This window comes from Anoxybacillus tengchongensis (assembly GCF_014201585.1).
In the GTDB taxonomy this organism is placed as follows: domain Bacteria; phylum Bacillota; class Bacilli; order Bacillales; family Anoxybacillaceae; genus Anoxybacillus; species Anoxybacillus tengchongensis.
In genome coordinates this window covers 33791-45042 of sequence record NZ_JACHES010000007.1, presented here as the reverse complement: position 1 = coordinate 45042, position 11252 = coordinate 33791, and the positions used below count along the sequence as shown (strand labels likewise).

General features: G+C 41.7%; 11 protein-coding genes and 1 riboswitch. Of the genes, 3 read left to right on the top strand and 8 right to left on the bottom strand.

Going from position 1 to position 11252, the window contains the following annotated elements; all coding sequences use genetic code 11:
* Positions 1 to 1482 carry a TIGR02677 family protein gene (locus tag HNQ82_RS08900; RefSeq protein ID WP_183248951.1) on the bottom strand — a complete coding sequence of 494 codons (1482 nt, stop codon included), beginning with the start codon at positions 1480 to 1482 and terminating at the stop codon, positions 1 to 3.
* 180 nt (positions 1483 to 1662) lie between these two features.
* Between HNQ82_RS08900 and HNQ82_RS08895 the strand changes: the two genes are divergently transcribed.
* Complete coding sequence (locus tag HNQ82_RS08895) at positions 1663 to 2187, top strand: BLOC-1 subunit 2 family protein (RefSeq protein WP_183248949.1); 525 nt, start codon at positions 1663 to 1665, stop codon at positions 2185 to 2187.
* A 40-nt stretch (positions 2188 to 2227) separates the two neighbouring features.
* Here the strand turns inward: HNQ82_RS08895 and gatB are convergent, their stop codons facing one another.
* The 3 genes from gatB to gatC are packed head-to-tail and all read right to left on the bottom strand — an operon-like array spanning position 2228 to position 5433.
* Entirely contained in the window at positions 2228 to 3658 is a 1431-nt protein-coding gene (gatB, locus tag HNQ82_RS08890; RefSeq protein WP_183242881.1) for an Asp-tRNA(Asn)/Glu-tRNA(Gln) amidotransferase subunit GatB, read from the bottom strand.
* Between the two features lie 14 nt (positions 3659 to 3672).
* Entirely contained in the window at positions 3673 to 5130 is a 1458-nt protein-coding gene (gene gatA / locus HNQ82_RS08885) for an Asp-tRNA(Asn)/Glu-tRNA(Gln) amidotransferase subunit GatA (protein ID WP_183248947.1), read from the bottom strand.
* A gap of 12 nt (positions 5131 to 5142) precedes the next feature.
* On the bottom strand, positions 5143 to 5433 hold the full coding sequence (gene gatC / locus HNQ82_RS08880) for an Asp-tRNA(Asn)/Glu-tRNA(Gln) amidotransferase subunit GatC (RefSeq protein WP_183242883.1): 291 nt from the start codon (positions 5431 to 5433) through the stop codon (positions 5143 to 5145).
* Positions 5434 to 5576: 143 nt separating this feature from the next.
* Positions 5577 to 5678: riboswitch (purine riboswitch) on the top strand.
* Positions 5679 to 5700: 22 nt separating this feature from the next.
* Here gatC and ade point away from each other — a divergent pair.
* Both ade and HNQ82_RS08870 read left to right on the top strand, forming a co-directional pair.
* Positions 5701 to 7413 carry an adenine deaminase gene (gene ade, locus HNQ82_RS08875; RefSeq protein ID WP_183248945.1) on the top strand — a complete coding sequence of 571 codons (1713 nt, stop codon included), beginning with the start codon at positions 5701 to 5703 and terminating at the stop codon, positions 7411 to 7413.
* A 42-nt stretch (positions 7414 to 7455) separates the two neighbouring features.
* Entirely contained in the window at positions 7456 to 8004 is a 549-nt protein-coding gene (locus tag HNQ82_RS08870; protein ID WP_183248943.1) for a hypothetical protein, read from the top strand.
* A 123-nt stretch (positions 8005 to 8127) separates the two neighbouring features.
* On the opposite strand, the gene HNQ82_RS08865 is transcribed toward HNQ82_RS08870, so the two are convergent.
* From HNQ82_RS08865 to HNQ82_RS08850, 4 genes are all read right to left on the bottom strand, one after another.
* A complete protein-coding gene (locus HNQ82_RS08865; RefSeq protein ID WP_171335084.1) occupies positions 8128 to 8445 on the bottom strand; it encodes a hypothetical protein in 318 nt (105 codons plus the stop codon).
* A gap of 26 nt (positions 8446 to 8471) precedes the next feature.
* On the bottom strand, positions 8472 to 8993 hold the full coding sequence (locus tag HNQ82_RS08860) for a DUF3238 domain-containing protein (protein ID WP_343053477.1): 522 nt from the start codon (positions 8991 to 8993) through the stop codon (positions 8472 to 8474).
* Positions 8994 to 9179: 186 nt separating this feature from the next.
* Positions 9180 to 10336 (bottom strand): IS3 family transposase gene (locus HNQ82_RS08855; protein ID WP_281380809.1). Its coding sequence is split into 2 segments (ribosomal slippage): positions 9180 to 10081 and positions 10081 to 10336, totalling 1158 coding nucleotides; the frame shifts between segments, so codons are not numbered across the junction.
* A gap of 426 nt (positions 10337 to 10762) precedes the next feature.
* Entirely contained in the window at positions 10763 to 11134 is a 372-nt protein-coding gene (locus HNQ82_RS08850; RefSeq protein ID WP_021096031.1) for a thiol-disulfide oxidoreductase DCC family protein, read from the bottom strand.
* Positions 11135 to 11252: the final 118 nt, after the last annotated feature.

Here is an 11252-nt window from a genome sequence, read left to right as displayed (position 1 = left end):
CTAATCTAGCAAATGGATTTCGTAATTTGGCATCATGAGTGTGCCATCTTCTGCTTTCAGTATAATCGTTCCTTCGCGTTGGACTACTTTCACTTTCCATCCGTTTTCCGTTTGCACCATCCGGTCTTCTCGCCCCATCGCTTTCGCAATCCACCCGAGCAACGTTTTGCGAATATGCGAAGCAACGACCGGAAGCTCCTGAAGTACAATTTTTCCGTCGTTTATAAGCTGTGTGAGCTCTTCTTCTTCTTTTTGCTTCGCTGCTAAGTAGGCGGTCATCGTTTCCTCTTTTTCTTTTCGCCGATCAATCATTGCTTCTGGCTTTTTCTTTTCTCGGTAGTGGCGAACGCGCGGTTTTACGAGCCATTCTGCCGGCTGTTCCTCCCAAATATCGCGGTACATATTTTCCGTTGCATCGTTTTCGGCGACGATGTGCTTTGTATGAAAACAGCCGAACACAACCGCCGATAATTTATGCGCTTCTTCTATCGTTTCTAATGAAGAAAACCATTTCGCTAAATGCAAGTAATCTTTTTTTCGGCTGCGGAAGTGGTGATGGCGTTCCCCTAAGCGCTGAACGACGCGCGTCATTCGCCGAATCGCTTCGTTTGTCTGCTTTTGTAAAAACGACAGTTCGCTTTCATGCCCGTTTCGTCCTAAAAACCATTCGCTTAAACTGCGCCACGTGTCTAATTTCTCTTCTACTAGCTGTTCACGCGAAAGAATCGCCCCTTCAAAGCGTGGAATGGCAAGCTGGTAAGCGACCACTTCCTCAATAAAACGGCGAACACCGTCCTCTGGCAAGTCTTCGAGCAGTTTTTCAATTTGCATCGACGTTTTTTGCAATGCGACGATAAAATCGCGCAAATAAGCGGTAAACTGTTCTTTATAGACGAGAAATGAATCAGACATCATCCGTTCTTCCATGTTTTCTCCGTTTAAATAGGCAATATAGTCGGCAGAATTTTGGATGATTTTTTTAAAATAATCAAACGTTTCTTCCCACACTTGATTCATTTCTTCCCTTTTTTCGGCAAATCCATCGTGGATAATCGATTCCATTCGGACAAGCGACGCATACAAGCGGTCAAACCGCGTTTTTTCGAGCGAGCCGCCAAACGTCTCCCCTAGCTGCTCAAGCGTGCGAATCATTCGTTCGATTTCGACCGTATATGGGCTGCATTGATAGCGAAACCGTTTCTTTTTAAATTCTTCAATCGTCCGAATATGACCCGTTTCTTGTCTAGCGATTAAGTTTTTCCATTTGACGAGCTGCTCTAGGTCTTGTTGCAGCTCTTCTTCTGTATAATCTTGAAATTCATCGAATTGTTTTAAAAAAGCATACACTTCTTCTGGAAACAAATATTGCCGCATTCGCTCGTGCTGTGTATAAAAATAACGCAAAATCGCACGATACCGATATGCGTTATCAACTACTAAATATTTTGCCTCCGTAATTGGCTTTAGCCATGACGTATCCATCTTTTGCTCCCCTTCTATCCTTCATCTACTATCATTGTAATCGATTCGCCAGCCATTCTCTACTAAAACGTCGTTGGGAAAATGTGCTCACCTATAAGAAGCTTGCTTAAAACACGAACATGTTCGCTAGTCATCCGCTGTCGATTCGTGTAAAATGGAAACGAAAAGGAGGTGAATGGAATGGTGGAACAGCTGCTATACGAAATTCTTCATGAAGTAAAAGCAACCCGAGAAAAAGTCGAATTGCTGGAAAAACGAGTGGAAGCAGTCGAGAAAAGGGTGGAAGCTATTGAAAAAGAAGTATCTTCCTTACGCCAACAAGTACAAGCACTGGACGAGAAAGTTCAAACGCTAGATGGGAAAGTACAAGCACTAGATGGGAAAGTACAAGCACTAGATGGAAAAGTACAAGCGCTAGATGGGAAAGTGCAAGCGCTAGATGAGAAAATACAGTTACTTGACGAACGAACACTCGAAACGAAAGCGATTTGTGAAGCGGTTCGTCACGGTCAAGAGGCGCTCGCCGCAAAATACGATGCACTCGCGCTCGATGTCCACAACATGCAAGGAAACATCACCCGCTTAACAAACATACTAGAAGAAAAAGTACTCCCTGCCCTCACCGACCACGAATCAAGCATCCAAGTATTAAACCATCGTGTATTTAAAGTAGAAAGCACTTTACAAAAGCTTGTACACCTATAAAAATAAAGCGGCATTGTCCGATGGCAATGCCGCTTTGTTTTTATCGTTTATTAATTTCTTCAAGCAATAGCTTATTGACAAGCGGCGGGTTGGCTTGTCCTTTTGTTGCTTTCATAATTTGACCGACTAAAAATCCGATCGCACGGTCTTTTCCGTTTTTGAAGTCTTCGATCGATTGTGGATTCGCGTCGAGCACTTCTAACACAATTTTGCGCAACGTTGCTTCGTCAGAAATTTGCACAAGCCCTTGTTGTTTGACGATTTGCTCTGGATCGCCACCTTTTTCAACAAGCTCTTTAAAAATTTTCTTCGCAATTTTTGACGAAATCGTGCCGTTTTGAATGAGTTTAATCATGCCTGCAAGACTTTCTGGCGTTAACGCAATGTCATGTAATTCTTTTTGTTCTGCGTTTAAATAAGCAGATACTTCGACCATGAGCCAGTTTGAAGCAAGCTTTGGATCCGCACCATTTGCAACCGTCGCCTCAAAAAAGTCTGCCATTTCTTTTGTAAGCGTTAATACTTTCGCATCATACTCTGGCAAACCAAGCTCTTCGACATATCGCTTTTTCCGCGCATCCGGAAGTTCTGGAATGGACGCACGTACGCGTTCTTTCCACTCATCGTCAATATAAAGCATCACTAAATCTGGTTCTGGGAAGTAACGATAGTCTTCTGAACCTTCTTTCGTGCGCATTAAAATGGTTGTTTTCGTCGCTTCGTCGAAACGGCGTGTTTCTTGCTGGATGACGCCGCCAGACAATAAAATTTTCTCTTGGCGCTTCGCTTCGTATTCTAATCCTTGGCGAACGAAGTTAAATGAGTTTAAGTTTTTCAATTCTGTTTTCGTTCCAAATTTGTCTGAGCCAATTGGACGAAGGGAAATGTTCGCATCACAACGAAGCGAGCCTTCTTCCATTTTACAATCGGATACACCTGTATATTGAATGATCGACTTTAATTTTTCTAAATACGCATACGCCTCTTCTGGCGAGCGAATATCTGGCTCAGAGACAATTTCAATGAGCGGTGTCCCTTGACGGTTGAAATCGACTAACGAATAGCCATCACCTGTATGCGTCAGTTTCCCTGCATCTTCTTCTAAATGAATGCGCGTAATGCCGATTTTTTTCTTTTTACCATTCACTTCAATTTCAATCCAACCGTTTCGTCCAATCGGTTGGTCGTACTGTGAAATTTGGTACGCTTTCGGGTTGTCCGGATAAAAATAGTTTTTTCGGTCAAATTTCGTTTCTGTGGCGATTTCGCAGTTTAACGCCATCGCTGCTTTCATAGCATATTCGACCGCTTGTTTATTTAACACCGGAAGAACGCCCGGGTACCCTAAATCAATGACGCTCGTTTGTGTGTTTGGGGGCGCTCCGAATGCGTTTGGACTGCTTGAGAAAATTTTCGATTTCGTTTTCAGCTCGACGTGCACTTCAAGTCCGATGACGATTTCAAAATTCATCACTTATTCCCCCCTTACAACGTTGGTTTTTGTTTATGATAGTCTGTTGCTTGCTCGAACGCATGAGCAACGCGATAAATGGTGCTTTCATCGAAATGTTTGCCGATAATTTGAAGTCCTACAGGCAAGCCATTGACAAATCCGCACGGAATCGAAATACCTGGAACACCGGCAAGGTTCACTGGAATCGTTAAAATGTCGTTTGCGTACATCGTTAACGGGTCGCTCGTTTTTTCACCAATTTTAAACGCTGGCGTTGGCGTTGTTGGCCCGATAATGACGTCGTATTTCTCAAAGACGTTTTCAAAGTCTTGTTTAATGAGCGTCCGCACTTTTTGCGCTTTTTTGTAGTACGCATCATAGTAGCCTGAACTTAATGCAAACGTTCCAAGCATGATGCGGCGTTTCACTTCATTACCGAATCCTTCGCTACGCGTTTGCTTGTACATCTCCATTAAATTTTTCGCATTATCTGTCCGATAGCCGTAACGCACACCGTCAAAACGAGCAAGGTTTGCCGATGCTTCGGAAGACGCTAATAAGTAGTATGTTGCTAGCGCATATTTTGAATGAGGGAGTGATACTTCTTCCCACGTTGCGCCGAGGCTTTCTAACACTTTTAGCGCTTGAAGAACAGATCGGCGAACTTCTTCTGATACACCTTCGCCTAAATATTCTTTCGGCACCGCAATTTTTAAACCCTGAATGTCACCTGTTAAGGCAGAAACATAATCTGGTACATCGACATTTGCTGATGTCGAATCCATTGGATCTAAACCAGAGATGACTTGTAGTAAATATGCGTTATCTTCCACCGTGCGTGTAATTGGACCGATTTGGTCAAGCGAAGACGCAAACGCAACAAGCCCATAGCGAGATACGCGACCGTACGTCGGTTTTAAACCAACGACGCCGCAAAACGCTGCTGGTTGACGAATCGAACCGCCTGTGTCTGATCCAAGCGCAAATGGCACTTCTCCTGCCGCCACTGCTGCTGCTGAACCACCGCTTGAACCACCTGGCACGCGTTCTAAATCCCACGGGTTGCGCGTGAGTTGAAAGCCGGAGTTTTCTGTCGATGATCCCATCGCAAACTCGTCCATATTTAATTTTCCGATCGTCACTGCGTCAGCTTCGTTTAAACGCTCTACAACCGTTGCATCGTAAATCGGGTCGAAGTTGTACAAAATTTTGCTGGCACACGTTGTGCGTAGCCCTTTCGTCACAATGTTATCTTTAATGCCGATTGGCATGCCGAAAAGCAAACCAAATTCTTTCTCCGTAGCTAATTTGTCATCTAACTCTTTTGCTTTCGCGCGCGCTTGTTCTTCGTTTAACGTTAAAAATGCTTGTACTTTTTCTTCTACGTCATGAATGCGCTTAAACGATTCATCCACTAAATCCGAAACAGAAATTTCTTTTTTATGTAATAAACTGTGTAACTCAGATATGCGGTAGTCAAACAATGACATATTCTTCCCTCCTTACTCTAAAATCGCTGGGACACGAAATTGTCCATCTTGATGGTCTGGTGCGTTTTTCAATACGTCTTCTAGCGGAAGTCCAGCTGTCGGTACATCTTCCCGCATCACATTTTTCATATTTAATACATGTGACGTTGGTGGAACATTTTCAGTATCTAACTCATTTAACTGCTCCGCAAACGTAATAATCGCATCTAGTTGTTTCGCAAACATCGCTGCTTCTTCTTCTGTAATCGCTAAACGTGCTAAATGCGCCACATGTTTCACTTGATCGATTGAAATTCGTGACATGTCTTTCACCTCCGATATTGTCGACCTTTCACAATACTATGATGATACCAAACTTTCGCGCAGTGAAGCAACATTTGCCATTCATTTTACTTACAGAAAAAATCATTCATTGACGAAAAAACGATGAACGTTGTAGAATGAAAAAAATTTTTAAAAAAACAACTCGTATAATTTCGGAAATATGGTCCGAAAGTTTCTACCAAACGACCGTAAATCGTTTGACTACGAGGATTGCTCCTCGTATCGAGTTGGAGAGGAGGAACATCTATGAAACGACTTGCTGTAGCTTCAAAACAACAATTAGCCGATGTTGTCGTAAAAAACGGAAAAATTATCAACGTCTTTACACATGAAATTGTCCAAGCGGACATTGCCATTGCCGATGGCAAAATTGTTGGTATCGGTACATATGACGGGCAAACCGTCATTGACGCAAAAGGAAAGTACGTATGTCCTGGACTTATTGACGGACACGTTCATATCGAATCGTCGATGGTCACCCCAAGCGAATTTGCTCGTGTCGTCGTTCCGCACGGCGTCACCACCGTTATTACTGATCCGCACGAAATTGCGAACGTCTCGGGGACAAAAGGCATTGAATTTATGCTAAACGACTCCAATGACATTCCGCTTGATGTATATGTCATGCTGCCATCATGCGTGCCTGCAACCACTTTTGAACATGCTGGTGCGACATTGCACGCCGAACATTTAGCACCGCTTTTTTCTCATCCGCGCGTGCTTGGACTTGCAGAAGTGATGGACTATCCGTCTCTGCTACAAGGAAAACAACAAATGCTCGCAAAACTTTCCGCAGCCTATGCCGCAGGCAAACTAATTGACGGCCATTTAGCTGGTCTTGATGAGACAGCCGTGAACGTGTACCGAAGCGCAAATGTCCATACTGACCATGAATGTGTTACCGTAGACGAAGCGCTCACTCGTGTTCAACGTGGCATGTACGTTTTAATTCGGGAAGGGTCGGTCGCAAAAGATTTAAACAAACTCCTTCCAGCTATCAATACGTATAACGCACGCCGCTTTTTATTTTGCACAGACGATAAACATATTGACGAACTTGTCAATGAAGGAAGTATTGATCATCATATTCGTCTAGCGATTCAATCAGGCATCGAACCGATAACAGCCATTCAAATGGCGACATTAAATGCAGCAGAATGTTATCGCCTATATACAAAAGGCGCCATCGCCCCTGGATACGACGCTGACTTTTTGCTTGTCGAAGATTTATCGTCGTTTTCCATTACGCACGTCTATAAAAAGGGGGCGCTCGTTGCGGAAAACGGACGCGCTACCTTTTCTGTGGCGAAAGCAACTTCGATCGACAAAGCGATTACTCAATCGGTTCATGCCAAAAAGATAACAAAAGAAGATGTGCAAATTTCGTTTACACGCGGAAATCAAGCAAACGTCATTCAAATCATTCCGAATCATTTGCATACGAAACGAATCATCACAGAAGTGGATGTCGAAAATGGCGTCTTTCAACCGTCGATCGAGCGAGATTTATTAAAGCTCGTTGTCGTTGAGCGTCATCGCGGTCTCGGTGTCGGTGTTGGCATCGTCAACGGCTTTCAACTGAAAAAAGGAGCGATTGCTTCATCGATTGCCCATGACTCGCATAACATCATCGCTACTGGAACGAACGATGACGATATCATCACTGCAATTGAACATATTCAACACATAAACGGTGGACTTGTCGTTGTCGAAACTGGACGCGTTTTAGCAGAGTTGCCGCTTGAAATCAGCGGGCTCATGACAGCAAAAAGTTATGAAGAAGTATTAAAGCAATTACAAACCATACACGATGCTTTAGTCGCCATTGGAGCATCAAACGAATTCAACCCATTTATCACGCTCGCCTTTTTAGCATTGCCGGTCATTCCAGAACTGAAATTAACCGACCAAGGTTTATTTGACGTTTCACTGTTTCAATTTATTGATGTAGAAGTATAGGGGGATTTTTTATCTCCTTTTTTTGTCGAATGATGTTATAATATGGTTATGTACAAAGGAGGTGAGAAGATGAGCGAGCAATTATTGGAGAAAATTTTACTCGTCGTCACGGACATTCAAAAAGAGTTGCAGGACATTCGTGAAGAACAACGAGCCATTCGTGAGGAACAAATGGCTATTCGCGAAGAGCAACAAGCCATTCGTGAAGAGCAGAAAACATTCCGCGAAGAAATAAACTCGTTGCGGGAGGAAATGAATGCATTCCGCAAAGAGCAACAGCTCATTCTCGAAGAGCAACAAGCATTAAAAAATGGACAAAAAGAGCTCTACGATCTTATGAATGCTCTTCTCCATCGTCAAGACGAAACGGATGCGAAACTGGAAGCTTTAACGATGGACATCCATCATATGCGCGGTGAAATGACAGCAATGAAGCAAGAAATCCACGCACTAAACGAAAAAATTGACTCCCACTACAAACAATTCAACGAACGTCTCAACAACCTCCAACTTGACGTTGATTTCACCGTTCATAAAACAACGATGACGGAACGAGAGCTTTTCAAAATGAGAAATCGGTTGTTTTCATAGAGAGGGCATTTCCCTCTCTATGAAATTCGATTCATATGCTTCTTTCATTTATCATTCTCTCTATCAAACATCACATCACTTGCAAAAATGGATTAAATAATCCCGAACACACCTACATTGCCTCTAATGTAATCGAGCACATAGTCTTCTCCCTACATAATATCCCAGTGCTCCCATATAAATCGGAGCTGTAAAAACAAAAGAAGAATAAAAAGGAAGCGACGTAATCGTTGCGATCCCTAAAACAACCGCCCAATCCCATTTAAATCCCCATTTTTCATCGACAAAAGAAATGAGCGCCTCTGTTACTGCACATATAAACGGAACAGCTAGTACTGCAATTGGAAAAATGGCAATAAAGAAAGAAAAAGTGCTAAATAATGAGAGCGAAAGGGCAAACGTGACAAACGCCAACAAAACTCCTATTAAAAATTTTTTCACTTATACTATCCCCTTTTAATATAAAATTACTTACTCACTGCGATTTTCTTATTGGGGTACCAAGGAAATAAATAATTGACATTTGTACCTGCAGCATCAGGATTAAATTGATACAGAGTTTTCCATGTTCCACCATTATCCGATCTATAAATTTCATGCCAAGGATACTGGTCATGACTACCATTAATATAAGTAACTCCACTTTTTTGAATATTTAAACTATAGCTGTAATCAATATTCGGTGGGACATCCATGCGAAACGGCAATCCAACAGAATGGGAAATTTGAAATTGTGCTTCACTGGATGTAATCCATTCCTTTACAGCCGTTATACCTGATGTCCCAGCATTTTTTCTTGCCAATTCCGTTGAACCACATGTACCATTATCATTTTTATTATAGCGAATAGAATCGCTTGTGTATTTTGAAAATCCATAAGTCCTATCTTGCCAATAAATCGAGAGATCGACTCGAGTACGATAAGTGCTAGCAGAAGCAGAAAAGTCACGATTGTCTCCCCCATAGCAGTAACCATCTGGTGCGGATATTTTAGCGGGCTTAATAAATGTTGGTATTATGTCAAGAAAATGGACACGTAAAATCGAGAAAAACTTTAAAACCCTACTACCGCACTTCGTTTGGTGGCCTCTTGAGAAGGAAAACGGTTTGGTAAACCCTTCCCCTCCTCAAGAGGAAAGATGCCCCTTATATCGTGACTTTGTGGAGAGAAGAGTTCACTGCTTTTTGCCTTGCTGATACATCTTCTCATATGCCATCGGAGACATGTACTCATTAGCGGAATGAATTCGCTCGGCATTATAAAAACACTCAATATATTCAAAAATCCGATGTTTGGCCTCTTCCCTTGTTGCAAAGGTCTCGTGAAAAATCAGTTCCTTTTTGATGATGCTGTGAAACGATTCCGCACATGCGTTATCATAGCAGTTTCCTTTTCGACTCATGCTGGTTTGCATTCCGTGCTGTCGTAAGATGACTTGATACTCGTTCGATGCATATTGGCTCCCTTGATCCGAATGGTGAATCAGACCTGGTTGAGGCTTTCTCTCGTCGATGGCTCGGTTTAACGCTTTGATCACTAACTCTTTTGTCATTCGCTCGGAAAGACACCAGCCAACGATTTTACGAGAAAACAAATCCATGACCGAAGCTAAATACAGCCATCCTTCTTTCGTCCAAATATACGTGATATCCGCCACCCATACTTGATTCGGCTCATCTGCTTCAAACTGCTGATTCAATAAGTTAGGATACACAGGCAAATGATGCTGCGAGTTTGTAGTTGCCTTATATTTTTTCTTTGTTTTTGAACGAATATCACCATCTTTCATGATTCTGGCGACCGTTTTTTGAGATACCTTAACCCCTTGTTTCGGAAGGATTTTTGTGATTTTTGGACTGCCATACGTTTCTCTTGACTCGATATGAATCTTTTTGATTTGCTTTTTCAATGCTTCCTGTCTTTTCTTTTGTTGACTTTCTGGTCGTTTGACCCATGCATAGTATCCACTTCTTGAAACGCCTAAGACTTCACACATCTTCGCCACGCGAAACTCCTTTCTATGCGTATGAATGAATGTATAAATTACTTCTGGTTTTTGGCGAAGATGCTCATGGCCTTTTTTAAGATCGCGTTTTCCTCCTCCAGATCCCGAATACGTTTTTGAAGTTCACGCTTTTCACGATCTTCCGGCTTAAGGTTTCCACTCCCCACAAAGCTATGCTCATCATCTTTTTTATAATCTGCGACCCATTTGTGAAGAGTTTTTGGCGAAATATCGAGTTGTCTTGCGGTTTGAGCGACCGCCTTTCCTTCCTCGACAACTAATTTTACTGCATGTATTTTGAATTCTTTATCAAAACGTCTTGTCATTATAGACACCCCTCATCATTGATAGATTTACTGTACATTTCTCTATTCGTTGTGTCTATAATCTAGACTAACATCAGATAAACCCTTCGCTGTGCCAAGGAGAACATGGAATATCGGAGCGAAGCGAGGATATGCCGCGAAAGCTCCTTGACACACCTGTTCCTTGACAACATGAAGGCGACCGGCAGGAGACTTGTCGGACTTACCTACCATACGTCCAGTCTCCGGTCCATGTTTTCTATCAAAGGGGAATTTACACAATAATTTGGACTTGACCAAAAACCCAAATTGCCTCGTCAGGTAGATATTAGAGTTTTCCCATGCATGAATAATATTGTTCGTTTTCGGATTTTTCTTATTATATATGTAAATCAGTAATTTTAGATGTTCTTACATATATAAATTTCAAAAAAAGAGACTCCTGCTTTATTTTATATTGCAGGTGTCTCCATCACAGTTATTAACCGGAATAATTATTCTGGTTTTAGCTATATAATTGTAGAGTTTATGACCAAAAACAAAGTAGCTTGATAATTTTAAAGGTAACCAAAATAACATCATCAACGGAAGTCTTGCTGAAATAGAAGCGATTGCGTCAATACCTTTTGTGATTTTTCCTGTTTCTAAGTTTATACAATACATTTCTTTTTCAAGGTCAGTGATAGGTATATTTAAATTATTTTCTTCTCTAATACTCTCTAGTTCAATAAGGTTAAACCAATCTAGCTTATGAATATTTTCTTTAACTCTCATACAGATTGGACACCAGCTATCATACAATACTAAGATTTTACTCACCTTATGCTACTCCTTTTTTTAAAATTTTCACATCTTATGTTTATAATAAGGGGTGATATCAAAATCATCAAATTAATTAATTTCGAAAGGATTTGAATATTCAAATACACTCATCGCG

Excerpts from the sequence above, each read along its gene's own strand:
- HNQ82_RS08900 (WP_183248951.1), bottom strand. The coding sequence starts at position 1,482 with ATGGATACGTCATGGCTAAAGCCAATTACGGAGGCAAAATATTTAGTA.
- HNQ82_RS08895 (WP_183248949.1), top strand. The coding sequence starts at position 1,663 with ATGGTGGAACAGCTGCTATACGAAATTCTTCATGAAGTAAAAGCAACC.
- gatB (WP_183242881.1), bottom strand. The coding sequence starts at position 3,658 with ATGAATTTTGAAATCGTCATCGGACTTGAAGTGCACGTCGAGCTGAAA.
- gatA (WP_183248947.1), bottom strand. The coding sequence starts at position 5,130 with ATGTCATTGTTTGACTACCGCATATCTGAGTTACACAGTTTATTACAT.
- gatC (WP_183242883.1), bottom strand. The coding sequence starts at position 5,433 with ATGTCACGAATTTCAATCGATCAAGTGAAACATGTGGCGCATTTAGCA.
- ade (WP_183248945.1), top strand. The coding sequence starts at position 5,701 with ATGAAACGACTTGCTGTAGCTTCAAAACAACAATTAGCCGATGTTGTC.
- HNQ82_RS08870 (WP_183248943.1), top strand. The coding sequence starts at position 7,456 with ATGGTTATGTACAAAGGAGGTGAGAAGATGAGCGAGCAATTATTGGAG.